The organism is Bacillus sp. ISL-77 (genome assembly GCF_018613105.1).
This window is the reverse complement of the sequence record NZ_JAGGQY010000005.1, coordinates 25,154-50,200: the sequence shown is the minus strand read 5'-3', so window position 1 is coordinate 50,200 and position 25,047 is coordinate 25,154. Positions and strand designations below refer to the sequence as shown.

The following is a 25,047-nucleotide window of genomic DNA, read 5'->3' as shown; positions in this document are numbered from 1 at the left end:
GGATTTGTCGACAGTCTGAGACGATTCGGTCCCGAATCGTCTTTTTTCATGCCTTTTATCTGTAAGATTTTTTTCCATATGGTTAATAAAATCACCCAAACATTCAAACTAACTTTTTACTCATGTTGTACCAAATCACTCCGCCATGGTGGGAGCTTGAAACCCCATTGTTGAGGTATCCGTGGTTTTCATAGAAGTGAATTAAGTCAGCTTTACAGGTAAGTGTCATCGTCTCACGTTTTTTTGCACTTGCCTCTGTTTCTATATGTGCAAGTAAGGCTGATGCCACACCACGTTTTTGAAAATATGGGGACACCGCTAATCCTAAAATACTTTGATGACCGCCAGACACAGGATTCTCCTTTATATCACTAAAGAGGTCATCTGTAATGTATGCACGATCAATGACAGGACCATTGACTAGACCAACAATCACGTCCTTCTCTTCAGCTACAAAAAAACTATCTGAAATAAAATGAATGCGCTTTTCAAAAGCTTCTTTGGTCGCTGCTTCCTCTTTTGTAAAGCAAAGATGTTCAATGTCTATTAGATTTGGTAAATCTTCCAATTTTACGTTTCGAATTTTTAACATATCTATCATTCCTACATCCTAATTAATTATATAAATAATTCGATCAAATAAATTTACCTAAGTGTCCTTTACGGGCTCGTCTTAATTACATACACTAAAACAATTCAACAGATTGGGAGTGAAATAAATGTATTCTAACTTAGTTACAAATGTTAGAACAGCCTTGGCTTACACGGTGCAGGCCATTCGATTTGCCGATAGTGCCTTAATCCTTTTTTTAGAAATGCCCGCATTTCCTTTACCACCAAATCCAATTAAAGTACAATTCTACCAAGATGTCGTCGATAATCTCACAGAGGCTTATCTTGCCATGAAAGCATTACCTTTCGATACTCATTTTCCTAGTGATCCTGTTTTTCCAAATGCCCCTATTGTTCCCCAAAGCCAAGATAACCAACACCTTATTCATCTATCCGACAACCGCATCTCACTGGCATTAGATAAGACGGAAGATACCATTAATTACCTTGACCAAGCAATTCTGTTAAGCGGTGACAATGATCGACTTAATGGGCAGCTCTTTTTCATTAAACTAAGTTTAGTAGCCGCTCGAGACGCACTCGTTTCAGGTCTAAATGAACCGGATTTTGATGTAGGTTAACTCCTATTTTTCTAAGCTGACGGGCACAATTAACCTCTAATTTTACCGTCGACTCCTTTTTTCTATGGTGGCGGGCACAATAATGATGGACAAAAGTTACCGCAGTAGCAAGGGATTTGTCTTTCATAAGCTTTATGATGGACAAAAGTTTCCGCAGTAGCAAGGGATTTGTCTTTCATAAGCTTTATGATGGACAAAAGTTACCGTAGTAGCAAGGGATTTGTCTTTCATAAGCTTTATGATGGACAAAAGTTACCGTAGTAACAAGAGATTTGTCCATCATAGGTTCCGCTTAATGATGCTTCTAATTTAGAGTCTTATTCTTTTATCTCAATCACAAATGGGAATGCCCTTCCTGTTCCATAGTGTTTAAACTCAGCCCAAATTTTATAGGTGCGAAGCTTATCGAAGGTTGTTTCAAAAATCGTAACCACATAACATGCCATTAATTTATAATTCCTCTTTTTCCATTAATAATTCCTCCTTATTTTCTTATCGATTGAATGAAATGCCTTTACATATGTTGATAATATAGTCTTAGTTTCTTCTTACACAATTCCCCAGGTTTGAGTCCATGATGTTAGTGACCGTGAATTTCCTTTTTCCTCTTCTTCCCATGGTTTCATTGTACGGCGTATCCATTCCCTGCAAACCGCAGACATTTTGAAAACTACCGCAGAAAAATGGGGCACCACCGCATCTGTTTTAAAGATGATGATTCCACATCAAAAAAACAAACCTTATCACAGTGCAAAGGTTTGTTTAGGTTCTGCTAAAATAGTTGACCTAACTTCTGGCAGGATGTATAATTCAAACATAAGTTTAACCTTTAAACAAAAGTTTATAAGGCCGTTTTTCTTAACTAAACAAACATCATAAGGGGGTACATATTTTGAAAAAACAAAAAGTTGGAATGGCTCTATCACTTGTTCTTGCTGCAGGTACACTGTTAGGCGCTTGTGGAAAAAGTAATGACAACAAAGGCGATGAAGCGGCCAAAGGCGGTAGGAATGATAAAACTTTCACTGCTGCAATGGTGACTGATATCGGGGGGGTTGATGACAAATCATTTAACCAATCATCTTGGGAAGGTCTCAAAAGTTTTGGCGAAGAAAACGGTTTGAACAAAGGTAAAGGCGGTTACGAATACCTTCAATCCAAATCGGATGCAGATTATACAACAAACTTAAATAAACTTGCTCGTGAAGGATTTGACTTAGTTTATGCGATCGGTTTCTTGATGCCAGCAGCAGTTAAGGAAATTGCAACCCAACAAAAAGATTCCAAATTTGCAATCGTTGATGCTGAGGTAAAGCAGCCAAACGTTGCAAGTATTTTATTCAAAGAGCAAGAAGCTGGATTCCTTGCAGGAATTGCAGCGGCTAAAACAACAAAATCTAACCATATCGGATTTATTGGCGGCATGGAAATTCCGGTTGTTGAACGTTTCGAATCTGGTTTTTTAGCCGGTGTTAAAGCTGCTAAACCTGAGGTAAAAGTGGACGTGCAATATGCAGGTGCTTTTGACAAGGCAGAACTTGGTCAAACAATCGCTTCTAAAATGTATTCTTCTGGTGCGGACGTAATATTCCACTCCGCAGGGGGAACTGGTGTCGGTTTATTTAAAGAAGCAAATGACCGAAAAGCAAAAGACCCTGGCAAAGATATTTGGGCTATCGGTGTAGACCGCGATCAAGCTGATATGGGTAAAGATGTGGTTCTTACATCGGCTTTAAAACGTGTTGATGTAGCTGTTAAAGACCTGGCAACAAAAACAAAAGAAGGTAATTTCCCAGGCGGCGAAGTTGCGCTATTTGGTTTAGCAGAAGATGGTGTTGGCTTAGCCCCTATTAATGCAAAAGCTACAAACAAAGCGGAAATTGAAGCGGCCATAAAAGAATGGGTTGAAAAGATTAAATCAGGTGATGTAAAAGTTCCTGAAACACGTAAAGAATTAAAAACTTTTAGTCCAAAGTAATCGTACTGATTAGGAAGATTAAATGGGGTGAGTTTGTGCCTGAAAGAATGAATGATAAAGAACAATTGATTATCGATTTAATACGTAAGAACCCCTATGTTTCTCAGCAAGAACTGGCTGAAATATTAGGCTTATCCAGGCCTTCCATTGCAAATATTATTTCTGGCTTGATTAAAAAAGGTAATATTCTAGGCAGAGCTTATATTCTTAGTGAATCACAACATGTTATTTGTATAGGCGGGGCTAATATTGACCGTAAATTCCATATCAAAGACAAAGCCCAGTTAGGTACTTCCAATCCGATTTACGCCACTCAGAATGCCGGCGGGGTTGCCCGGAATATCGCTGAAAATCTAGGGCGACTTGGAATGGACGTATCACTTATTTCTACATGCGGCGCCGATAAGGACTGGTCGGTCATTGAAGATTCATCATCTCTTTACATGAACTTAGAAACCGTGACCCAATTTCCTGAAAAATCAACAGGTTCCTACACGGCTGTTTTAGACTCTAGCGGAGAATTAGTTATTGCGTTAGCGGATATGGAAGTGTATGAGGCAATCACACCTGATTTACTGCTTAAACATGACGTACAATTAAGTCACGCAAAATGTATTATGGTCGATTTAAACTGTCCGAAAAAAACGATTCAATTCTTGTGTCATTTCGCATATAGCCATGATTTACCGATTGTGTTAATACCCGTTTCATCGCCAAAGATGAATCGATTACCAGATAATTTAGAAGGTGTTACATGGCTCATTACGAACCGAGATGAATCTGAAACATACTTCCAAACAGAAATCAAAAATGAGGAAGATTGGAAGAACGCATTAGAAAAATGGCTGGCACTAGGGATAGCCAATGTGGTTATTACGAATGGAAAACAAGGCTCGATGATAGGTAATAAAAAAGAAGGAATTTTTCATGTACCTTCTATTGAAATTAATGAAGTCGTCGATGTAACGGGTGCGGGAGACGCTTTTTCCTCCGCTGTTATTTACTCTTGGTTAGAAGGTAAATCGTTGGTCGAAATTGCTAAAGCTGGGAGTATGAATGCTTCTAAAACACTGCAATCATCTTATACAGTTAGACAGGATTTATCAGCAGAACAACTACAAAAAGACATGGAGGAATTATCATGAAACAATACATTACATTATCTGAAGAAGTACGTATCGCCAAGGAACAAGGAAAACCAATCGTTGCCTTAGAGTCTACAATTATCTCACATGGTATGCCATACCCACAAAATGTGAAAACCGCACGTGAAGTGGAACAAATTATCCGTGATAATGGTGCTGTTCCGGCAACAATTGCAATCGTTGATGGTAAAATTAAAATTGGATTATCCGATGAAGAGCTAGAAATGTTCGGTAAGAGTTCAGATGTAGCAAAAGCATCTAGACGTGATTTAGCTTATTTACTCGCTACAAAAAAACTAGGGGCAACAACAGTAGCCGCAACCATGATTTGTGCCGAGGCTGCAGGAATTAATATCTTCGTAACTGGTGGTATTGGCGGTGCTCACCGCGGTGCAGAGACTACCATGGATATCTCTGCAGACCTAGAAGAACTCGGACAAACAAACGTGGCCGTCATTTGTGCAGGTGCCAAATCGATTCTAGATTTAGGGTTAACAATGGAATATCTTGAAACAAAAGGCGTACCTGTTATTGGTTATCAAACCGATGTACTCCCTGCCTTCTATACGCGCAATAGTGAATTCTCAGTGAACTTCCGTGCAGACGATGCGGAAACAATCGCCTCGACGCTAAAAGTTAAATGGGATTTAAACCTAAAAGGCGGAGCTGTGATTGCCAACCCAATCCCTGAAGAATTCGCTATGGATGAAAAAACCATTACTAATGTAATTGAAGCAGCTTTAAAGGAAGCAGAAGAAAAACACATATCTGGTAAAAATGTAACGCCATTCTTACTAGGTAAGGTGAAAGAATTAACTGATGGTAAGAGCCTAGATGCAAACATTGCTTTAGTTAAAAACAATGCAGTGGTGGGAGCTCAAATAGCTGTAAGTTTTAATGGTATGAAATAAGGATTGAAAAACAACTTTTCCCGGCAGCAGCCTCATGCTTGCAGACACAATCTAGCTTCTAGATGAGTCTGCAAGCTTTTTTATTGATATAGGATTCTTTTGGAAGTTTAGCTTCTATTTTACACAAGAAAATATTAAAAAGAGCGGAATCCTCATCCTTCGTTTATACTCACTTTCATTCCTAAATTCTTCTGGCCTTGGAGTACCTTCTCTTAAATCATCAATCTTAAATCCAATATCATAAATTTTGGAATATTTTATAAAAATTATTAATTATTTAGAAATCTCTACTCTTCACCCTACCCTGATAGTAGAACAAGGAAAATGCGATGCCTTTTTAATGCATCGCACTCGCTATTCAACAATCTTAATTAATTCCAACTGAATGACTTCTTCTTTCTAACAATACCGTATCACGCCACACACCATCCATTTTTCCAATACGCTCTCGCATTCCAACTTTCCATAAAACCACCTGCTTTAAATTATTTTTTATGAATTAACTTCTTCAATAATGGATTCTCCCTCACTTTGGTCCGAATCTGTCCATTTCCACCTTTCATGTAATCTAATTCTTCCATCTGGTAGAGATTCTGGAGTAGAGAAACATTGACCGCCTCTTATTTCGTTTTTTGTATTAATATGATTATATCTAAACTGTAAACTGCCATTTTCCTCAACAATTCCAATAAGAGTACCTTTTAGTATGTCTCCTCCACTATAGGTTGCTGAGAGTATGTTTCCTTCTTGTTGGTATTCAAAAATTGTTTCTACAGTAACCTCACCGTTAGCTGTATTTTCAACTGAAATAAATTTCCGGCCATTGTAATTTATCAACATTTAACCTCCTTCAGTAGTTTTAATATTCAAACATTTTATCACATCTTTTGTACTTCTGTTCAATCAAACCTTGTCTTTATTATAAAAATTTAATTTTTATTAATAGTCTTCAATAACTCCTGGCCCTTTAGCTTAATAACAAAAAAAGAGGTCGCCGAAGCACCCCCTCGATAAAGAAGGATTATTCTCATAAAAACCATTCACCCTGAGCAATTTTTTCTACTTTTCCTCCTACATTAACGTTGATTTTCCCGTTATTATTACTTGCCTTTAAAAATAGTAAAGAAGGTCTTTTAATTTCATATCCTTGTTCTACACTAATATTTATTTCACTTTTTTCAAAATATCGGTATTTAACAAGGTAAGATGCTAAACATCCATTGGCACTTCCAGTGGCTGCGTCCTCGGGAACACCATAATAATCTGCAAAGTCTCGAACATTTAAATCATTTTCAGAATTATACGTTTCAGGAGAAAAAACCATTATTGCTTTTGCATTAATATGTTCAATTAACTCAAAGTATTTTTCTTTATTTACCCTTACTTTTTTAACTGCTTCTAAAGATTTTAAAGGTACAACAATCACTGGAAGGCCTGTTGAAACCTCTTGGATAGGAAATCTATCATCTATGTTTTCTTTATCTATATTTAAAACATCAGAAACAATATTTGTATCTAAAATCCCACCAAAAGTTGGTTCATTTTGTTTCATCCATATAATTTCTTCTTGATTATCGAACGTGACGGGAATCTGTCCGGCTTTGAAATTTAATATAAGTTTGTCCAAGGGTTCATCTAGGATTTCATTTTGAATGATATATGCAGTTCCTAATGTCGGATGCCCAGCAAAAGGAACCTCTTCATTAGGTGTAAATATACGAACATCATAACCAGCATCTTTTTTTGTATCTGATAAGATAAAAGTAGTCTCGGAGAAATTGATTTCCTTAGCTATTTGTTGCATTTTATTATCTGAAATGTTTTCAGCATTCTTAAAAACAGCAAGTTGATTTCCTGTATATTTCCCTTGTGAAAAAACATCAACAATAGAATAATTTATTTTCCCCATAAGTTTCTCCCCATTTATATATTTGTAATTTATTATATAACATACCAAATATTTCACTTTAGTTCCCTAAACTTGATTTCATTCAAGTAAACTCCTGTGCGTACATTAAGAAATAAACTCCTCCGTTATTTGATGAAAATCCTCCAGTTTGGCCATTTCTTTTCAAGCGTCATATTAAGCACAACAAAAAAGGGATTGTCTCAGCAATCCCACTCTACAACCCTTAAACCCTATTAATTGTATTGGTGCTCTTTTCGACTGAATCTGTATCGATTGAGTTGATCTATGATAGTAAAATCCTATAGGCCACTTGTCCAAACACACCTACAACGAAAAATGGTTAATGGAAGAGCTTGAAAAAAGAAACCTTGCTGTTATTGACATTTCGTATGCTGTGTTAGGGACAAGAGGAGATTTGTATATCGATTTGAATAACCAATTACAATAACAATCAAAGAGTGATATTCTCAAAATGTTCAACAGTTGGAAATGGGTCATAGAAATGATGTAACAGTTTTTTCCATTCTTGGTACTCGTTTGATTGCCTAAATCCAACTGTATGGTCTTCTAATGTTTCCCACTTTACCAGTAATAAATATTTCCCCTTCACTTCTATACAACGCTGTAATTCGTGCGATATGTAACCTTTCATAGAAGCAATGATATCTGATGCCTGACGAAATGCTTCCTCATAATCCTCTTCCATTCCTGGCCTAACCTTAAGCATAACCGCTTCCAATATCATGTAATTCCCCCTTAATAGATTTGCCTTTGCCGTTTTGTAAAAATTCGACATAAATCTATTTTTTTCCTTTATTACAGTCGAATAATTCTTAAGAAAGTCGCTAATATGTATTTTTCATCACATCTTCTTTTAACAATCGGATGTACAATCGAAGTGAATCTATTAAAAGAAAAGGGGCTTAGTCTATTTATTTATCGGAATCTATACATAAAAGTTAGGAGGTTGTTCTTTTGTTCAATTTACTAATATTCGTTTTAATCGCTATTACTCTGATCTTATTGAGTCTTTTTATTGATGGGCTAATGAGGTTGTATAAGCAAGAAAAGGAAGATAAAAAAAATATTGTCCGAGATGGAATGGAAGGTTATTTGGATCAAACATTTGGAATTGGGCCGGTTAAAATATTCAAAACAATGTTTGATGCCGATGGCAATGTAAGATATTTGATTTATTTGCCGCAGTACGAATGGTTTAAATCCCCGAAATACAAATGGTATGAAGTGTATGCCACCAAAAATGGCTTTCAACATATTGAAATCGACAGATGATTTCGTTCATACTGACAAAGAACGCCCCAATTCTATGGGGTGTTCTTTGATTTATCAGGTATCTAGTCTTGCATGGGACAACTATTTTACACAGTAATATTTGGAAAAACTATTTTATCATTCTGTCGATTGGGCTTTAGATGTGTTTTGTACTTGTGTTACGGCCGTTAAAGCAGACGAAATTTCGTTTGATGCCTGTTTCATCGCTTCCTGGGCGAGAGTAGGATCGGAATTTGCTTTTTCAATTGCTTTTGTTAACAATTCTTCTGTTAGTGCTACATTTGCTTTTGCTTGGTTTAGTTGATTTACATCAATTTGTGGCATGAGTTTCTCTCCTTTTGTTTCGGCTGTGTTAAACTAGTTTGTTGATTTCCGCTCCAGGCGCTTCGCTTTCCGCGGGCGGGTTCGGGGAGCCTCCTCGGCACTAAAGCGCCTGCGGGGTCTCCCCTGTCCCGTTCTCCCGCAGGAGTCTCGCGCCCTCCGCTCCAATCAACAAGGTTACAATATCATCTTTACCTTTAACACAGCCGTTGTTTTAAATTACTTCTATATCATCACCATGCATTTTATTTTTATTTAAGGTAAAAATTACCTCGAAAAAAAATGCCTCGGAGTTATCTCCAAGACATTTTTTACAATTTTTTATTCATTCTTACTTAACATTTTCGATAATGGTTGCTACACCTTGTCCTCCACCGACACATAACGTAGCTAAACCATAGCGGTTTTCTCTTTTCTTCATTTCATGAATTAAAGTCACCAAAATTCTTGCTCCACTTGCACCGATTGGGTGACCAAGTGCAATCGCACCACCATTAACATTTAACTTTTCTTTATTAAATTGAAGCTCGCGATCTACTGCAATCGATTGTGCCGCAAATGCTTCGTTTGCTTCAATTAATTCAATCTCTTCTAAAGATAAAGACGCTGTTTTTAGAGCTTTTTTTACTGCAGGGACAGGACCGATTCCCATTATACTCGGATCCACACCCGCAGTAGCATTTGCTTTAATTGTTACTAGAGGAGTGACGCCTAATTCTTCTGCCTTTTTACGGCTCATCACTACAAATGCTGCCGCACCATCGTTAATTCCTGAAGAGTTAGCAGCAGTAACGGATCCATCCTTTTTGAATGCAGGACGAAGCTTACCCAATCCTTCTGCAGTTGTTCCAAACCGTGGGAACTCATCTTGGCTGAATAATGTCACTTGTCCTTTACGGCCAGGTACCTCAACTGGGACAATTTCATCAGCAAATCGATTGGATTCAATTGCTGCTTGAGCCTTTTGCTGACTCCATGCTGCAAATTCATCTTGTTCAGCACGTGTGATTTCATATTTCTCAGCAAGATTTTCAGCTGTAATTCCCATATGATAGTCATTTTCTGAACACCATAATCCGTCTTTAATCATACTGTCTAAAATTTTCTGATCGCCCATTTTAAATCCATTTCGTCCGCCTTTTAACAGATATGGAGCTTGACTCATATTCTCCATACCGCCTGCAACAACCACTTCTGCCTCTCCAGCAAGAATCGCTTGTGTTGCTAAGTGAACAGCTTTTAATCCTGATCCACAGACCTTATTAATTGTCAATGCTGGTGCCTCTTGAGGAATACCTGCAGCAAGGGAAGCTTGTCTTGCCGGATTTTGTCCAGCTCCTGCTTGTAAAACATTCCCCATAATCACTTCATCTACATCATTAGGATTAATTCCAGCTTTTTGAATAGCTGCTTTAATTACAGTAGATCCTAACTGTACAGCTGAAACATTTTCTAAACTCCCTAAAAAACTACCAATTGCTGTCCTTACCGCACTTACAATTACAACTTCATTTACAGTCATTCTGATTTCCCCCAAAAAGTGATTTATGTATTCGAATAATAATTCCTCACAAATTTTACTACATTTCGCGGTATTTTTCTTACCGATTATTCGACAAATTCTGAGTTTTTTATTTATTGTTATAAAAAATTTAATGATCTAACCCAACATTATCAACAGATATTCGCTTTAAAAAAAGGTCGAGAAAATCCACTAATGACAGTGAATACGGAGTAAATATATAGATTGGATTTTTTAAATAAAACAGGCAAAAAAATCCTGTTGAACTTTAGTATAAATTGACAAGTTTTGTAGAAAAGTTTTTGAGATTATACTATTTTTGAATTTGAATAGATGACAAAATGATAACGAGATGACCGAACCTCCATATATTGTAATATAGTAATTTAGTAATAGCGGTTACCATAATAAACCAAAAAGGGAGAAAATAATGATTTTCTCCCTCAATTTGCAGCTATATTATCTAAATAACTAATCCGCCATCCACACTTAAGATGGTTCCGTTAATATAATTCGCCTTATCCGAAGCCAAGAATACATACGCTGCGGCAATATCTTCTGGTTTGCCAAGCTTCCTAAGCGGAGTCTTTTCCTTCATAAATTGAAGCACCTTATCTGGCACCGCTGCAGTCATACCTGTTTCAATGAAACCTGGAGCAACTGCATTGACTCGGATCCCCTTAGGTCCAAATTCTTTTGCCCAGCTTTTCGTCAGCCCAATGACGCCCGCCTTTGTCGCAGCATAATTCGTTTGACCAATATTCCCATATAAACCAACGACGGAAGATGCGTTTAGAATAACGCCCGACCCCTGCTTTAACATACTAGGAGCTACAGCCTTCGTGCATTTAAAAACACCTGATAGATTGACAGAAATGACTCTTTCCCAATCCGATTCCTCCATCTTTGTTAAAAAACCATCAAGTGTAATTCCGGCATTGTTAATTAAGATATCGATTCGGCCATGCTTACCTATTGTGGATTGAACCATTTCTTCTATCTGGGTGCTGTCCGTTACATCGACTTTATAAAATTCTACTTTTTCATGATTCAATTCTTCTAATGCAGATTTACCAGCCGACTCATCATAATCACAGATGACGACATTTGCACCCTCTTGGAGAAATTGTTTAGCCGTTTCTTTTCCAATCCCCTGTGCACCACCTGTAATTAACACAACCTTTTTACTAAACTCCATAATATATCACCTCGTTTTTTTCTTTTCAGAATAGACCTCTGCAAAACATCAGCATCCCTAGGCAAATGAGAAAAGAAATCCAAAACAAAAAAATGGCGATGAAACTAGGCTTTGGACAAAATTAAATCCATTTTTACCCATATTATGATGGATTATAGCTAATTATCACTCTTGTTAAAATACTTTACAATTCGCAAGAAAGTGAGAAATTTGTCAAAAAATGATGAAATGTATTTTAATAATTTTTAATCTTTCACCTTTTAAAATTTCGATGAAGTTAGTATGATGGATAGGTCAACAAAACAAAGGAGGAAAAAAAATGAGCACAGATTTTAATTTTTATGAGATGTGGAAGGATCTTTATTCACATTCCAGTAAGTTATTCGATGAGAAAGTAAGCAATGATTTCCCGTCTCAAGGAATGGGTCAGGTTTTGGAGATGAATCTTCAATTAAAAAAAATGATTGATGAATCAACGGTAAAGTATTTAGAATTTATGAATGTTCCAACTCGAAATGACATTGCTAGCATTTCTTCGCTGATTGTTAATGTCGATGCAAAAGTTGATGATTTAGAAGAAAGATTGGAAGAGAAATTTGACAACTCTGGAGATCAGGAGTCATTTAATACAGAATTGTCGAATTTAAAAAAGGATATGAAGAGTTTGGATAATAAAATGAATCAAATCCTTAATTTATTAAAAACACCAGAAAAAACGAAATAGAAACGCATTACATAATGCATGTAAAACCAAGTAATTTAGTAAACTATCAAGATTATTTTTACAACTATAATAGATGGGGTGGACAACAATGACAGAATTAAAAGATAAAGTAGCAATCGTAACAGGCGGAAGCAGAGGAATCGGTGCATCGATTGCATTGGAACTAGCTAAAAATGGCGCGAAAGTTGTCATTAACTATAATATTCGCAAAGAACTAGCAGATAAAGTAGTCGCAGAAATCAATGAATTTGGTGGAGAGGCATACGCAGTACAAGCAGATGTTTCAGAAAGTAATGAAGCAGCATACCTTGTACAAGAAACCATCAACCATTATGGCAAATTAGATATCTTAATTAATAATGCAGGAATTACAAGAGACAGCACGTTCAAAAAATTGACCGAAGAAGATTGGAGAAAGGTAATCGATGTTAATTTAAACAGTGTTTACAATAATACATCTGCAGCATTACCTTATCTTCTTGAATCTGATGCAGGCCGCATCATCAACATTTCGTCCATTATTGGGCAAGCTGGCGGGTTTGGACAAACAAACTATGCTGCCGCAAAAGCAGGACTAATTGGATACACTAAATCTCTCGCTCTTGAACTTGCTAGAAGTAAAGTAACAGTTAATGCGATTTGCCCAGGATTTATTGGAACCGAGATGGTCCAAGCCATTCCTGAAAAAGTTCTTGCAGGAATCGTTGAAAAAGTACCACAAAAACGCCTAGGCAAACCAGAAGAAATCGCTCGTGGTGTTGTTTTCCTATGTAAAGATGGTGACTATATTACTGGTCAGCAATTAAATATTAACGGTGGACTTTACATGTAAGTGTCATGAATGTACAAACTTCTTTATATATTAAAAGAGTAAATAAATCATGTAAGGAGTGAACAATCATTAACGCTCAAATGCTAAAAGAATGGAATGAGATGCTAGAGGCTACACCTCAAAAGTATCAAGAGATGTACCAACGTGTAATGAGGGCATCTCAAGTGTTAACGACCGATGCCGAACCCGAAGTAGCACCTACACCGAAGGAAGTAGTTTGGACAAGAAATAAAACGAAGCTCTATCGGTATATATCTGATCACCCAAAAAAGCATAAAATTCCACTTCTACTTGTTTATGCTCTAATTAATAAACCCTATATATTGGATCTAACCAAAGGTGGTAGTTTAATAGAATTTTTGGTTGAACGTGGGTTTGATGTTTACCTTCTTGACTGGGGTACACCAGGTTACGAAGATAGACATATGAAACTGGATGATTATATTATGGACTATATACCACGTGCCGTTCGTAAAGTAATGAGAAGGTCTAATGTTGAGGAAGTATCGATCCTTGGTTATTGCATGGGTGGAACGATCACGTCTGCATTTGCGGCATTACACCCTGAATTGCCAATCCGCAACCTCATCTTTATGACTAGTCCTTTTGATTTTGAAAATAGTGGCGCATATGGTGCGATGTTAGATGAGCGATATTTTAATATTGATAAAGTGGTAGAAACCCTTGGTGTGATTCCACCAGAAATGATTGACTTTGGAAACAAAATGATCAATCCAATAGGAACCAACTTTGGACCATTTATTAGTCTTGTTGAGCGTGCTGACAATGAAAATTTCATAAAGAGCTTTAAACTACTGCGAAAATGGTTAAACGACGGAATTTTATTCCCTGGTGAAGCCTACCGTCAGTGGATTAGAGACTTTTATCAAAAAAACAAACTGATAAAAGGTGAAATGGTTATTCGTGGTCAAAAGGTCAAACTTGAAAATATCAAGGCAAATGTGCTCAACTTAGCTGGGAAAAACGACCTCATTGCCCCACCGCATCAAGTTGAAGCATTGATGAACAAGATTTCTAGTGAAGATAAACAATTTAAAGTTTTACCTGTTGGGCATACCTCCATTACTTATGGCAGTCAAGCAACAAAAATAACTTATCCAACCATTTCCGACTGGTTAGAAGAACGATCCAACTAATTATAGAGAAAGTCTAATCAATGAGGAATTTCTTTTACATTAGAAGAGTGTCCCGAAACACGTGGGGCACTCGTTTTTTATTATATCTAGTAGCAAACACTTCTGCGAGGAAAACAAGTTATTAGTAGTGGTAAAGTAATTATATGCAATTTTCAGAGAATTGACAAGAGGTAAATAAATAAAATATTCTATTAATTCAGTAAATATTTTTATATGGCTTAATAGAGTGATTTGTCCTTCCTATTAAAATATTGCCGAGATTTAATCTAAAGAATAAATCAATTAAAACTGGAAGATCCCTCCCAGTTTTTTTATCATTCATGTAAGAAATAGGACAATTGTTTTCTACTCAAATAAAGGAATGGTTGAACTTGTCTATTTTAGACTTGATTCTTATAGGTCCTTCTCAGCGGAGAAATGGGTCTCGGGGACCATTGTAAAGATCTAATTAATACCCCTTCAATTAACCTGATGGGAACAGGATGCAAAACGTCGATTAACCACATTTCGTTCGCAGCTCCTTGGTTTTTACAACCTGAAAGATAAGCCAATTTCCTGCCATCTGGGGACCATGTTATGGGAGTGGCAAAGCAATTCGAAAACGCTCTTGTTCGATCGTTCTCTCCTCCCCTTCCTGTTAATCGAATCTGAGAAAAATAGCCGACGTTTTCAAAAGCTGTAGCACTGTAGGCGATGGATGATGAATCGGGCGACCATACCGGAAAATAGTTTTTCGCAAGCGGTCCTCCCCTCACTTCATTTACTCTTCCAGTTGAAAGTTCCAGGGTATAAATAATGGAAATGCTTGCTCCGGGAGAAGTATATAATACATATGTCCCATTTGGGGAAAGACGAACATCATTCAATCGGCCACCGGTGTTCTGAGTGATTTGACGCCTTCCGGTTCCATCGGTTTGAATCCGAAAAAGCTGACTGATTCCTGCTCCATTGGGTGCTTGATATAGCAACTCCGTCCCACTCGGAAACCATTGGACATCCGTTGTCCCTGGCTGGTTTATTCGTTGGACTTGATGTGTGAGGACATGATACATGATTATTTCATTCTGTTTCGTGTATGCTAGTTTTTGACTATCAAGTGACCAATTTAAATAACTACTTTCCCCTTCCGCAAACTGATCAATACGAGCGATTGAACCATCCGCTACCTGGACGACGTAAAGGATTCCATTACACCCAATGAACGCGATTCGACTACTATCTGGAGACCAAAAAGGGATCGAGGTAGATTCTCCTAAGCCAGTGGTAAGCTGTGCATTAACACCATTGGCGGGATTATATAACCAAATATCTTGGCCACCTCCACGGTTAGATGTATACGCAATCATTCCGCGGTCCCCCGGAGGTGCATAAGGAATAATCAACTTCATTCCTGGAGTTAAATTATTGGTTGGAAGCTGGTTAATCTGCCTGATTAACTCATGATTGTTTTGTCCATCCGTAATGACGTTAAATCTACTGGCCAGTTGAAACAGTGTGTCCCCGGGTTGTACGACATAGAAGGGGTTGCCGGGAGGAACTCTTAACAGTTGGTCGACTTGAACTTGATATAGAGGCTGCAGCCGATTAGCTTCGATAATTATAGCTGGTGGAACACCAAATAATTGAGCAATTTTATAAACACTATCTCCTAGTTTTACACGAATAACATCAACACCAGGTGGGACAGATAGTTGTTGACCGACATAAATCGTATATGGAGGACCAATATTATTTGCGGCAATAAGTGTATCAAGCGGAAGCTCCCATCGCTTCGCAATCTGATACAGGTTATCACCGGGACGAACTGTGTAAAAAAGCTGCATCCTTTTCCCTCCCCTTTATCTTCGTACTAACTCAGGGAAATTATTTTTATCTCCCTTCGTCTCCTGCCTATATGATATTCAGGTATGTAAGTAAAGATTCGGTCAGTGATTTATTAGAAAATCCCGGGGACTTTTTTGTCTTCTGTATCCACCCTCCCAAAAGCTTAAGACGACTCCTTTGAATGCATCTGAATTGATTTTTTAACATCCTCGAGCATTAGTCGCTTCCACTAGTTACCGCTGAATCAATTTTCACCATTCAACGGGCATCATTCACTTCCTATGCTTACCGCTGATCTGATTTTTCCGACTCAATGGGCATCATACACTTTCTATAATTACTCCTGAATTAGTTTTTCACTCACAACAAGCATCCTAGGCTTCCCTTGTTACCGCTGAACCGGTTTCTCTCTCTCATCGAGCATTATCATCTCTTTTGACCTCACTGTGTCGATATTGTCTCCGTGCAAAAAAAAACCACAGTATCCAGTACTGTGGCAGAATAACCATTAACAACAATAATCATACGGATGAAGTGGAGGATTCGCAGGAATTGACCACTTTGGCTGCAAGGATGGATCCTTCCAATGCCAGGCCCCTAATGCTGCTGCACAGGCATCAATTAAATGACTTTCCTCATCAATAAAAACAGGGAGCATAGTTAATTTTTGCTCACCAAGCCAGTTCCGAATCCAACTTCTCGCTAATAGACTTTGTTTTTAACTCAAAACATACTCCAATTTCTCTTGAGAGAGTCTTGAACCAATCACTGCACCTGGATGCACCTCCACGATCGTAATCGGATAATTAGGAGTTAGATTCCCTATTTCTCTACTAAGCTTTATTCCTCTTAGCGTAAGATACACCATTCGGTTTAAAGTTGGCGGCATGATTGATCCAGGCTTCATCCCAAGAGAAACAATAAACTGTCTCAATTGTTTATCCCCTTGTCTATCTCCTCCGCCATCCTGATAAGATAAAGGGGCATCCATTCCAATAACGACTTCATCTATTTGACTTTGAGTCTCTATTTCTTTTAAAATGTCCAGATCCCCAATATTGCTCATTAACTTAATAAAATTTAATTGACCATTTTGTAATTCAAATACCGTCAAAACAGTATCTTTATGATTACTTGGACCGGACAAATCAATCCCTATTACTCTCATGAGCAATCTTCTCTTTCTTTTGGGTTTACTAGAGTCGATGCATCAAAATTAATCATCTCCAAACCCTGAAAATCCGATCGATGCAGAGGTAAGAGCTTGTTCCCATTCTTGTTTTTGCTGTTTTTGCTGCAGTGATTTTAAGTCCGCACAAAGTCTCTTCACATCAACCTGCTGTTCGTAATGCCATTCAAGGGCAATCGATGTATACAATTCATTGAGCTGCGCATAAGAGAAATCCTTGGTTGAATCAATAACTTGCTGAATCTCTTCCTCTGAAAGAATTCGAGCAATATTCTTGTTCACTAGATACTGATAGCGAAGCTCCTTCGTCGGTACATGGATCTCATATGCTCGGTCAAACCGGCCAGAGCGGTTCATAAGGGCAGGATCAATTTTTTCAGGGTAATTCGTTGTCCCGATGATGAAGATTCCTTCCTTCGAGGTGGCACCATCTAAAATGTTCAGGAAGACGGACCGGACACTTGATGGCATGGAATCAATATCTTCAATGACTAAAACCAATGGTGTCAATTTTAATACAGACGTAAAGACCTCTTTGATCGTATAGCTTGATGTAAATTCAGTGATCTGCCAATAAGCTACCGGAGCATTAATGCTGCTGGCGATTGATTTCACAAGAGTGGTCTTTCCATTACCAGGTTTTCCGTAGAGAAGAATCCCGCGTTTGTAGGGAATATCATACGTTTTGAAAAACTGACCACTTTCCGAAAAGAATTCGTCAATCGATCGATAAATTTCTCTCTTTAAAGAATCCTCTAAAAATACATCTTCTCTTCTTACCAAAGTAGTAATACTATCAATCTCTGTTTCTACCCCATCTTCTGTATCCGTAAAAACAGTCACATAGTTTTTAATATAATCTCTTTTTCTTTTAAGAACATATTTCAAAAAGGTAACTAAGCAAGCATCATTTTTGGCAAAAATAAAATCCCGGGTCATTTCTCCGTCACTTTGAAAAATAACCAATCTGGCCAGCGCAACCTGATAATTCGAATAGTAAAAAAGACCGTTGGTGATTCGTGGTTTAACAATCAGCTCCATCGCTTTATCGGTATGGTTGGATGAGATAGTTTTGGTCTCGCCTTCTTTATAAATATGACAAATCAATTGTACTTCCGGAGACTCCTCTTTCAGGTCTTCCTCAAGAATGTCCCAAATCTCATTTGAGGTATCTTCATCGGAGTACATGTGAAAATCGATTCCCACTTCATCGATAAGCTTCTCTTGAAGAGAAGATACAATTTTTCCATAGTCATAATAATACGGTAATGCCTTACGATCTATATTATTTGTATCAAACAGAACATTGGTTTTCATCTAGTTCTCCTTTAATAGTAATTTCCATTTATATATCATGATAGCATTTTTACCACTATTAGGTTAACCTAGTTTGCTTTATAAGACTATATACAACTTTTTTCCTGTTTAACTATTATCTACATACCATTTCCCCCCCTTTTAATAAGAACATCTTTCTAATCTAAATTTGTTATAGCACATACTTTTAGTATAAGAAAACAATAATGATTGATTTTTCTTATGCCGAAGCCACAGGTGTTCTCGACAGAAAGAGTAATCACCAAACTGGAAAATAGCACATATGCATCCTTTTATTTGTATATAATGCAATAAGCCATTTTTTGGAAAAGTAAGGGAGGATGCCACATTACATGAATTTTCAACTAACTGATCATCAAATGCTCAAAATTATTAGGGATGGTCTAAAAACATCACAAGTTCCTAGACATATTCTTATAATCGGTGCAGGCATGGCTGGACTCGTCGCTGCCTCTTTATTAAAGGAAGCGGGACATAAAGTCACCATTCTGGAAGCCAATGATCGAGTTGGAGGACGTGTTTACACCATAAGGGCCCCCTTTAGCAATAACTTATATTTCAATGTCGGACCCATGCGAATTCCAGAAAAACATCATTTAACCTTTGAATATATTAATAAATTCAAATTGCCTACAAATCTATTTATTAACCGGACCCCTAATGACCACATTTACGCAAATGGCATCAAAACACGTCTGAATGTATATGAAAAAAATCCAAGTATTTTAAAATACCCAGTTACTCCAAATGAAAGCGGGAAATCGTCGGAAGAACTTTTGCTATCAGTCGTACATCCAATTATCAATTTTATTAACGAAGATCCTAAAAAGAATTGGCCTCTAATAGAAAAACAATATAGAAATCTAGCCTTTGGTTCTTTCTTAAACTATTATTTTTCAATCGGTACTATTGATATGATTGGTGTGCTTATTGATTTGGAAGCATATATGGGGATGACCTTTGTTGAAGTAATACGTGAACTCATCATCTTAACAGAAACAAAGAAATTTTATGAAATAACGGGTGGCATGGACCGATTGCCAAAAGCATTTCTGCCGCAATTAAACGAGAATATTCTGTTCAACCAAAAGATGATGAAATTATCTCAATTTCAAAACAGTGTAAAGATTCATTGTAAGCACCAAAAAACCGATGAGAGTTTCAGTATAACCGGTGATCTTGCGATTATAACCATACCTTTTTCAACCTTACGATTTGTGAAAGTCGAACCATATGAGTCTTTTTCCTATTATAAAAGGACTGCGATTCGCGAACTCAATTATATGGCCTCATCAAAGATCGCTATCGAGTTTAAAAGTAGGTTTTGGGAAAAACTAGGTCAATTGGGTGGTAAATCGATAACGGATCTGCCCATTCGATTTTCATATTACCCAAGTTATGGTATTGGTACAACCGGACCTGCGGTAGTTATCGCGAGCTATACATGGGCAGATGAGGCCTTAACATTGGAGAGCCTATCTGAAAGAGAGTTGATCCAATATGCTCTAATGAACTTAGCAGAGATGTTTGGGTATCAGGTATATTCAGAATTCGTTACAGGGGCTTCTTTTAGTTGGAGTAAGAATCCTTATTCATGTGGAGCTTTTACGTCATTTGAACCTGGACAGGATTTGGAGCTATACCCTTATATTTCTACACCTGAGGGAAGAGTGCACTTTGCTGGAGAACATACCTCACTTACCCACGGTTGGATACAAGGTGCAATTGAATCAGGAATACGAGTGGCAAACGAAGTGAATGACATACCAAAATAATTTTGTAAAAAAGGCTGCGATGACAGCCTCTTATTTTTGAAAAAATAAATGAACAATCTAGGCTTTATAAGATTGACTCACTTCAACTTTTATTTTTTGTTTTTTTATCACTATTACAAATAGACTTGCTAATAAACAAAACATTCCTGCAAGTACAAATGCCGATGTATAAGAGGTGAAGATTTTATATATTATCCCGGCCCCACCTGCGGCAACAGCTGAACCTAATTGGTGGGCTGCAAAGATCCAGCCATATACCACTACACTTTTTTCAATTCCAAAGATTTGCCTTGAAATGTTAATAGTTGGAGGTACAGTCGCAATCCAATCTAGTCCATAAAAGACAGAAAAAATAATAAGTAGAGTAATAGAACCTTCATTTAGTGCAAAAGGAAGAAATACAAGTGAAGCCCCTCTTAGACTATAATACCAAAACAGCAACCAACGGTTATCGAAACGGTCTGATAACCAACCAGAAAGAGTGGTTCCAATTAAATCGAAAATCCCCATAAAAGAAAGCATAGAGGCCGCTGTAACAGCAGTAAATCCAAAGCCTATACAATAAGAGATGAAATGAGTACCGATTAATCCAGTAGTCGAAAGTCCGCATATAAAAAAGCTGCCTGCTAGTAACCAAAATTCCTTCACTTTTACCGCTTCAAATAAAGTGCGAAAAGCGATAATAATGGGGTTATTCTTTTGGACTACTTGCTTCACAGGTGATTCTTCTTCAAGTCCATATGGAAGGAGTCCTACTTCTTTTGGTGAATTTTTCATAAATAATAGGATGATTAACAACATAATAAAGCTAAGGATAAGAATAAAACCAATCGCCCATTTCCACGAATACGTTTCTATAATAATAGCTAACAACGGAAGTAGGATTAATTGTCCAGTCGCTGTACTTGCGGTCAAAATGCCAACTGCAAGTCCTCTTCTTTTTTCAAACCAATGATTCGCAACATATGGGCTTAATATCGTTAAGAATAACCCAGATCCTAAGCCGATAATCCATCCCCAAATTAAAAGTAATTGCCATGGTTTCAGCATAAAAAGGGTGAGCAAAACACCGACCATTAGCGTTGTCATAGCCAAAATCATCATTTTCTTTAATCCAATTTCCTCTATCAGCGCAGCCATAAAAGGACCAGAAATCCCGTATAATAGAAGGTTAATCGCAAAGGCAATGGAGATTAATGAACGATCCCATCCGAACGCATTTTCAAATGGGACAATTAACACTCCTGATGAGGAGCGAACAATTCCTGCTACAATAATAGAAAAGAATGTTATCAATAAAATAAACCAACTATAATGAATACGTCTCAAGTCTTCACCCTCCGGTTGTCGTGAATATTCAGAATAAATTAATAGATCCCACTTGTCAACACTGGAATGGTGTGTGGAAAAGCGGCGAAAAATACCGCTTTTAATTGATCCATTTTCCTTCATTCATTTCGCTATATTTCAATTTTTTCATTTTCAATATCCGATATGTAAATCAGCGATCGAATAGAGTACTGCTTTTCCTGCCATCTTCACTCGTTTACCTTCATGTTTACAATATAACGTGCCGCCTCTACTGGATATCTGTTTTGCCACCAGTTCACGTTTTTCTAATCTCTGGGACCAGAATGGAATCAAACTGCAATGCAAAGAACCAGTCACGGGATCCTCATTGATTTTTAACTTTGGAAAAAATCCTCTGGAAACAAAATCATATTCGCTCCCTTTTGCGGTAATACAGACACCAAGACCTTCTGGTATTTTTTCTAATTTTAAAAAGTCAGGATTTGCATTTTTCACTGCTTCTTCTGATTCTAATACAAATACTAAGTCTCTATTTAAATAGGTTTCTACGGGCCTAACTCCCAAAGCATCAATCATCTGTGCCGTGATAGGCAATTCTTCTGATGGAACAGATGGGAAATCCATTTCATACAATTCACCTTTTTTGTTTACTTTGAGTACTCCACTCATCGTATCGAATTGGACGGTATCTACTTGCTTTTCTATATAGTTCAAAATGACATATGCGGTAGCTAACGTAGCGTGACCGCAAAGGTTGATCTCCCCGCCTGGAGTAAACCAGCGTAGCCGATATTTTTTCTCTTCCTTTACCGCAAATGCCGTTTCCGATAAATTATTTTCAATCGCTATTTTCTGCATGATCTCGTCTGGAATCCAATCCTTCATAATACATACTCCGGCTGGATTTCCTTCAAAAACTTTTTCTGCAAAGGCATCGATAACATAATATTTCATGTAAAATTCCCTCCTAGTGTTATAATGGAAAATAATTATTTATGGGTATTTTATATTGAGCACTATATAACACTCAATACAGATGTATAACACTAAGGGGATATTAATGATGCAAATCGAAATTCAACGAAATGCTGATGTTTCACTATCAAAGCAAATATATCAATCAATTGTGGATCGCATCCGTTCAGGACTTTTGCATGAAGGGTTACAATTACCTTCTGTGCGCATCTTATCGAAACAGATTGGAGTTAGTTTGGTTACAGCTGTGAAGGCCTACCAGCAATTGGAGCAAGATGGGTTTATCACTTCTGTCCAAGGAAAAGGAACGTTTGTAAAAGTGAAAAGAAAAGCGGAAGAGGAAAGAAAAGATGAGAATTTTTCGTATGATTGGCAGCTATCTGTTCAAGATTATTTACCTAGGTCTCAATTTGGCCGATTCCATCTTGTGCCTGAAAAGATTAACCTTTCCTCCTCTATGGTTGATCCTGGACTTCTTCCTAATCGATATTTAGAACGTGAGATTCACCAAATGCTTTCGGAAAACCCCAGAATATTGTCTCAATACGGTGAGATTCAAGGAGACACACTTCTTAGAAAGGAAATGGTTGAGTATTTGAAAAGTTCAGGTGTTCCTTCTACACCTGAGAACATTTTAGTTACGAGTGGTTCACAACAAGGGATTGATCTTGTTGCCCGTACATTTGTGGGGCCGGGAGATGTAGTAGTAATGGAGGCACCTACCTATCCAGGAGCGATTGATGTTTTTCGAGGAAGAGGCGCTACGATACTCACAGTGCCTGTTGATAAGGACGGAATGCGAGTAGATATCCTCCAAAATTTATGTGACAAACATAAACCCAAAATTATTTATACGATTCCTACTTTTCATAATCCAACAGGTGTGGTTATGACTTTAAAACGCCGCAGACAAATTCTTGACATTGCACATAGTATCCAGAGCCTTATTATTGAGGATGACCCATGGAGTGAGATTTACTTTGGTAAAAAGCCACCGGCTCCTATTAAAAGTATAGACCATAAGGGTCATGTGATTTACTTGAAAGGCTTAAGCAAAACACTTGCGCCGGGTTGTAGAATTGGAATATTATCTGCTTCTGGCTCCTTATTCAATCGGTTATTGGCCGCCAAGGCAAATACTGACCTGGGCAGTCCTTTACTTACACAAAAATCCATTTTACCGTTTATCAACTCTAAACAAATGATGGAGCACTATAAAAAATTGAGAACAGCTTTAAGGATTCGACGTGATTTGGTTCTTGAATTACTTTCACAACATATGCCTGATAGCGTATCATGGGTAATTCCAGAGGGGGGATTAAATCTATGGATCAGTCTACCTTATTGGCTAGATAGTAATCATGTTCTAATTGAGGCAAAAAAACAGCAACTATCCTTCTTGCCCGGATCAGCGTGTTATCCGGTTGAGCAAGAAAATCATCACTTGCGAGTGAGTTACTCTTATATGAACGAGCAATTATTACAACAAGGGGTTACAACATTATGTAATATTCTTCATTCCCAAATTACATCAAAAACAGTCCATGACAGCTCACCATTTTTTTGATTCAAATCAGGTAATATGCTTCGGAAGTGAATAATGAGAGGACAGCCGATTTCTCTTCAATCCTGAAGTAAAATCGGGCTGTCCTTAACTTTCTTTTTTCAACTGAGTTTAAATGATGAATTACTTTTTACTTCTTAGAATTTCATTTATTGTCGTTTTCATTGAATAAATCACGGTTTTTTTGTACCGAACTGCTATAAGTAGCACTCTTATCTGTTCGGATCGGGAGAGATGTTTAAAACGGGGTTCTTGTTTCAAAAAGGAGCGTACGATTGACCAGCTGGTCGGCATTAACGGAAAGTCATCTAGGGGTTGTTTGTTCCGTAACCGCTGAAGCCACGTTTTCATTCCGGTCGAACTGTTACTTTTATCGACAATACATGGCGCATAAATATTTTTAGTGTGTTTTTTAAGGGATTCAAATCGATCTTGCCCGCTAACAATGATGTAATTGTCATCCTTCCGATTTTTTTTGACAACCAAAACAAACATGCAGTCCCACATTAATCTCTGCAGTTTCTTAATATGCTCAGTAATTTTCAACGATAAATCAGGTTTGATTTTGTCCAGTGGTATATACTGTATCGTGAATTTCATACACTGCCCCTCCTGTTTTTTTATTTACCCGTCCCCAATTGCATAGGTTTTCTTACAGCAGGTGCGTCATACTGATGAATGGTAACTACTTCGGCCTTTTCTATGGTTAGTGTCAATTATCGTTATGAAAAACACATGATTAAACTGAAATCCCTTTAGTTTATATGTATGAAATGGGCGCATGTCACATACGAAGTATGCAAAAAACATTTAACAATTGTTTTACCTGCCTTTATATGTCTTATTCAATTTTCCAGATAAATTACCCACAATAAGAAAAAGCCTCCA

25 protein-coding genes are annotated in these 25,047 nt (G+C 37.4%); 10 read left to right on the top strand and 15 right to left on the bottom strand.

Going from position 1 to position 25,047, the window contains the following annotated elements:
• Positions 1-103: 103 nt before the first annotated feature.
• Positions 104-592 carry a GNAT family N-acetyltransferase gene (locus tag J7E77_RS01745; protein WP_214711965.1) on the bottom strand — a complete coding sequence of 163 codons (489 nt, stop codon included), beginning with the start codon at positions 590-592 and terminating at the stop codon, positions 104-106.
• 127 nt (positions 593-719) lie between these two features.
• Between J7E77_RS01745 and J7E77_RS01740 the strand changes: the two genes are divergently transcribed.
• The gene (locus J7E77_RS01740) at positions 720-1,193 is read left to right on the top strand and encodes a hypothetical protein (RefSeq protein WP_214711958.1); all 474 of its coding nucleotides are present in this window, start codon (positions 720-722) and stop codon (positions 1,191-1,193) included.
• 317 nt (positions 1,194-1,510) lie between these two features.
• Here the strand turns inward: J7E77_RS01740 and J7E77_RS31050 are convergent, their stop codons facing one another.
• Positions 1,511-1,639: a hypothetical protein gene (locus J7E77_RS31050; protein WP_285290456.1), complete on the bottom strand. Its 129-nt coding sequence runs from the start codon at positions 1,637-1,639 to the stop codon at positions 1,511-1,513.
• A 446-nt stretch (positions 1,640-2,085) separates the two neighbouring features.
• Here J7E77_RS31050 and J7E77_RS01735 point away from each other — a divergent pair, with 446 nt between their 5' ends.
• Genes J7E77_RS01735 through J7E77_RS01725 form a run of 3 tightly spaced genes read left to right on the top strand, consistent with a single transcriptional unit; the run spans position 2,086 to position 5,227 of the window.
• A complete protein-coding gene (locus J7E77_RS01735; RefSeq protein ID WP_214711957.1) occupies positions 2,086-3,171 on the top strand; it encodes a BMP family lipoprotein in 1,086 nt (361 codons plus the stop codon).
• Between the two features lie 47 nt (positions 3,172-3,218).
• Positions 3,219-4,316 (top strand): carbohydrate kinase, encoded by a 1,098-nt coding sequence (locus tag J7E77_RS01730; RefSeq protein ID WP_214711964.1) that lies wholly within the window; start codon positions 3,219-3,221, stop codon positions 4,314-4,316.
• Complete coding sequence (locus J7E77_RS01725; protein ID WP_214711956.1) at positions 4,313-5,227, top strand: pseudouridine-5'-phosphate glycosidase; 915 nt, start codon at positions 4,313-4,315, stop codon at positions 5,225-5,227. Before J7E77_RS01730 ends, J7E77_RS01725 begins: the two co-directional genes overlap by 4 nt.
• 492 nt (positions 5,228-5,719) lie before the next feature.
• On the opposite strand, the gene J7E77_RS01720 is transcribed toward J7E77_RS01725, so the two are convergent.
• The 3 genes from J7E77_RS01720 to J7E77_RS01710 all read right to left on the bottom strand — a co-directional run bounded on the left by J7E77_RS01720 (position 5,720) and on the right by J7E77_RS01710 (position 7,881).
• On the bottom strand, positions 5,720-6,064 hold the full coding sequence (locus J7E77_RS01720; protein WP_214711955.1) for an avidin-fold protein: 345 nt from the start codon (positions 6,062-6,064) through the stop codon (positions 5,720-5,722).
• Positions 6,065-6,254: 190 nt separating this feature from the next.
• Positions 6,255-7,136: a PhzF family phenazine biosynthesis protein gene (locus tag J7E77_RS01715; RefSeq protein WP_214711954.1), complete on the bottom strand. Its 882-nt coding sequence runs from the start codon at positions 7,134-7,136 to the stop codon at positions 6,255-6,257.
• Between the two features lie 451 nt (positions 7,137-7,587).
• Positions 7,588-7,881, bottom strand: coding sequence for an antibiotic biosynthesis monooxygenase family protein (locus tag J7E77_RS01710; RefSeq protein ID WP_214711953.1), 294 nt, complete (start codon positions 7,879-7,881; stop codon positions 7,588-7,590).
• Positions 7,882-8,111: 230 nt separating this feature from the next.
• Here J7E77_RS01710 and J7E77_RS01705 point away from each other — a divergent pair, with 230 nt between their 5' ends.
• Positions 8,112-8,429: a hypothetical protein gene (locus J7E77_RS01705; protein WP_214711951.1), complete on the top strand. Its 318-nt coding sequence runs from the start codon at positions 8,112-8,114 to the stop codon at positions 8,427-8,429.
• Between the two features lie 117 nt (positions 8,430-8,546).
• On the opposite strand, the gene J7E77_RS01700 is transcribed toward J7E77_RS01705, so the two are convergent.
• From J7E77_RS01700 to fabG, 3 genes are all read right to left on the bottom strand, one after another.
• Positions 8,547-8,753, bottom strand: coding sequence for a hypothetical protein (locus J7E77_RS01700; RefSeq protein ID WP_168244179.1), 207 nt, complete (start codon positions 8,751-8,753; stop codon positions 8,547-8,549).
• Positions 8,754-9,081: 328 nt separating this feature from the next.
• A complete protein-coding gene (locus J7E77_RS01695) occupies positions 9,082-10,272 on the bottom strand; it encodes an acetyl-CoA C-acetyltransferase (protein ID WP_214711949.1) in 1,191 nt (396 codons plus the stop codon).
• A gap of 463 nt (positions 10,273-10,735) precedes the next feature.
• Entirely contained in the window at positions 10,736-11,470 is a 735-nt protein-coding gene (gene fabG / locus J7E77_RS01690) for a 3-oxoacyl-[acyl-carrier-protein] reductase (RefSeq protein WP_088087811.1), read from the bottom strand.
• A 319-nt stretch (positions 11,471-11,789) separates the two neighbouring features.
• On the opposite strand from fabG, the gene J7E77_RS01685 reads away from it, so the two are divergent.
• The 3 genes from J7E77_RS01685 (at position 11,790) to phaC (ending at position 14,183) form a co-directional block, all read left to right on the top strand.
• Complete coding sequence (locus J7E77_RS01685) at positions 11,790-12,194, top strand: polyhydroxyalkanoic acid synthase subunit PhaR (protein WP_214711947.1); 405 nt, start codon at positions 11,790-11,792, stop codon at positions 12,192-12,194.
• An 88-nt stretch (positions 12,195-12,282) separates the two neighbouring features.
• Positions 12,283-13,026 (top strand): 3-oxoacyl-ACP reductase, encoded by a 744-nt coding sequence (locus tag J7E77_RS01680; RefSeq protein WP_214711945.1) that lies wholly within the window; start codon positions 12,283-12,285, stop codon positions 13,024-13,026.
• Positions 13,027-13,106: 80 nt separating this feature from the next.
• Complete coding sequence (phaC, locus tag J7E77_RS01675) at positions 13,107-14,183, top strand: class III poly(R)-hydroxyalkanoic acid synthase subunit PhaC (protein ID WP_214711944.1); 1,077 nt, start codon at positions 13,107-13,109, stop codon at positions 14,181-14,183.
• 380 nt (positions 14,184-14,563) lie between these two features.
• On the opposite strand, the gene J7E77_RS01670 is transcribed toward phaC, so the two are convergent.
• The 4 genes from J7E77_RS01670 to J7E77_RS01660 form a co-directional block, all read right to left on the bottom strand.
• A complete protein-coding gene (locus J7E77_RS01670) occupies positions 14,564-16,006 on the bottom strand; it encodes a LysM peptidoglycan-binding domain-containing protein (RefSeq protein WP_214711943.1) in 1,443 nt (480 codons plus the stop codon).
• Positions 16,007-16,515: 509 nt separating this feature from the next.
• Positions 16,516-16,665: a hypothetical protein gene (locus J7E77_RS30350; RefSeq protein WP_251027968.1), complete on the bottom strand. Its 150-nt coding sequence runs from the start codon at positions 16,663-16,665 to the stop codon at positions 16,516-16,518.
• A 60-nt stretch (positions 16,666-16,725) separates the two neighbouring features.
• A complete protein-coding gene (locus tag J7E77_RS01665) occupies positions 16,726-17,175 on the bottom strand; it encodes a DUF429 domain-containing protein (RefSeq protein WP_251027967.1) in 450 nt (149 codons plus the stop codon).
• Positions 17,176-17,223: 48 nt separating this feature from the next.
• Positions 17,224-18,513: an AAA family ATPase gene (locus tag J7E77_RS01660; protein WP_214711942.1), complete on the bottom strand. Its 1,290-nt coding sequence runs from the start codon at positions 18,511-18,513 to the stop codon at positions 17,224-17,226.
• Between the two features lie 353 nt (positions 18,514-18,866).
• Between J7E77_RS01660 and J7E77_RS01655 the strand changes: the two genes are divergently transcribed.
• Positions 18,867-20,309 carry a flavin monoamine oxidase family protein gene (locus tag J7E77_RS01655; protein WP_214711941.1) on the top strand — a complete coding sequence of 481 codons (1,443 nt, stop codon included), beginning with the start codon at positions 18,867-18,869 and terminating at the stop codon, positions 20,307-20,309.
• A 57-nt stretch (positions 20,310-20,366) separates the two neighbouring features.
• Here the strand turns inward: J7E77_RS01655 and J7E77_RS01650 are convergent, their stop codons facing one another.
• Together J7E77_RS01650 and J7E77_RS01645 are read right to left on the bottom strand one after the other, a co-directional pair.
• Entirely contained in the window at positions 20,367-21,638 is a 1,272-nt protein-coding gene (locus tag J7E77_RS01650) for an MFS transporter (protein ID WP_214711940.1), read from the bottom strand.
• A 153-nt stretch (positions 21,639-21,791) separates the two neighbouring features.
• Positions 21,792-22,574, bottom strand: coding sequence for a PhzF family phenazine biosynthesis protein (locus J7E77_RS01645; RefSeq protein WP_214711938.1), 783 nt, complete (start codon positions 22,572-22,574; stop codon positions 21,792-21,794).
• A gap of 109 nt (positions 22,575-22,683) precedes the next feature.
• On the opposite strand from J7E77_RS01645, the gene pdxR reads away from it, so the two are divergent.
• Complete coding sequence (gene pdxR, locus J7E77_RS01640) at positions 22,684-24,162, top strand: MocR-like pyridoxine biosynthesis transcription factor PdxR (RefSeq protein ID WP_214711963.1); 1,479 nt, start codon at positions 22,684-22,686, stop codon at positions 24,160-24,162.
• Positions 24,163-24,282: 120 nt separating this feature from the next.
• On the opposite strand, the gene J7E77_RS01635 is transcribed toward pdxR, so the two are convergent.
• Positions 24,283-24,759, bottom strand: a complete 477-nt coding sequence (locus J7E77_RS01635) for a hypothetical protein (RefSeq protein ID WP_214711936.1) — start codon at positions 24,757-24,759, stop codon at positions 24,283-24,285.
• Between the last annotated feature and the right edge of the window lie 288 nt (positions 24,760-25,047).

Excerpts from the sequence above, each read along its gene's own strand:
- J7E77_RS01745 (WP_214711965.1), bottom strand. The coding sequence starts at position 592 with ATGTTAAAAATTCGAAACGTAAAATTGGAAGATTTACCAAATCTAATA.
- J7E77_RS01740 (WP_214711958.1), top strand. The coding sequence starts at position 720 with ATGTATTCTAACTTAGTTACAAATGTTAGAACAGCCTTGGCTTACACG.
- J7E77_RS31050 (WP_285290456.1), bottom strand. The coding sequence starts at position 1,639 with ATGGCATGTTATGTGGTTACGATTTTTGAAACAACCTTCGATAAGCTT.
- J7E77_RS01730 (WP_214711964.1), top strand. The coding sequence starts at position 3,219 with ATGAATGATAAAGAACAATTGATTATCGATTTAATACGTAAGAACCCC.
- J7E77_RS01725 (WP_214711956.1), top strand. The coding sequence starts at position 4,313 with ATGAAACAATACATTACATTATCTGAAGAAGTACGTATCGCCAAGGAA.
- J7E77_RS01715 (WP_214711954.1), bottom strand. The coding sequence starts at position 7,136 with ATGGGGAAAATAAATTATTCTATTGTTGATGTTTTTTCACAAGGGAAA.
- J7E77_RS01710 (WP_214711953.1), bottom strand. The coding sequence starts at position 7,881 with ATGATATTGGAAGCGGTTATGCTTAAGGTTAGGCCAGGAATGGAAGAG.
- J7E77_RS01700 (WP_168244179.1), bottom strand. The coding sequence starts at position 8,753 with ATGCCACAAATTGATGTAAATCAACTAAACCAAGCAAAAGCAAATGTA.
- J7E77_RS01695 (WP_214711949.1), bottom strand. The coding sequence starts at position 10,272 with ATGACTGTAAATGAAGTTGTAATTGTAAGTGCGGTAAGGACAGCAATT.
- fabG (WP_088087811.1), bottom strand. The coding sequence starts at position 11,470 with ATGGAGTTTAGTAAAAAGGTTGTGTTAATTACAGGTGGTGCACAGGGG.
- J7E77_RS01685 (WP_214711947.1), top strand. The coding sequence starts at position 11,790 with ATGAGCACAGATTTTAATTTTTATGAGATGTGGAAGGATCTTTATTCA.
- J7E77_RS01680 (WP_214711945.1), top strand. The coding sequence starts at position 12,283 with ATGACAGAATTAAAAGATAAAGTAGCAATCGTAACAGGCGGAAGCAGA.
- phaC (WP_214711944.1), top strand. The coding sequence starts at position 13,107 with ATGCTAAAAGAATGGAATGAGATGCTAGAGGCTACACCTCAAAAGTAT.
- J7E77_RS01670 (WP_214711943.1), bottom strand. The coding sequence starts at position 16,006 with ATGCAGCTTTTTTACACAGTTCGTCCCGGTGATAACCTGTATCAGATT.
- J7E77_RS30350 (WP_251027968.1), bottom strand. The coding sequence starts at position 16,665 with ATGCTCCCTGTTTTTATTGATGAGGAAAGTCATTTAATTGATGCCTGT.
- J7E77_RS01665 (WP_251027967.1), bottom strand. The coding sequence starts at position 17,175 with ATGAGAGTAATAGGGATTGATTTGTCCGGTCCAAGTAATCATAAAGAT.
- J7E77_RS01660 (WP_214711942.1), bottom strand. The coding sequence starts at position 18,513 with ATGAAAACCAATGTTCTGTTTGATACAAATAATATAGATCGTAAGGCA.
- J7E77_RS01655 (WP_214711941.1), top strand. The coding sequence starts at position 18,867 with ATGAATTTTCAACTAACTGATCATCAAATGCTCAAAATTATTAGGGAT.
- J7E77_RS01645 (WP_214711938.1), bottom strand. The coding sequence starts at position 22,574 with ATGAAATATTATGTTATCGATGCCTTTGCAGAAAAAGTTTTTGAAGGA.
- pdxR (WP_214711963.1), top strand. The coding sequence starts at position 22,684 with ATGCAAATCGAAATTCAACGAAATGCTGATGTTTCACTATCAAAGCAA.
- J7E77_RS01635 (WP_214711936.1), bottom strand. The coding sequence starts at position 24,759 with ATGAAATTCACGATACAGTATATACCACTGGACAAAATCAAACCTGAT.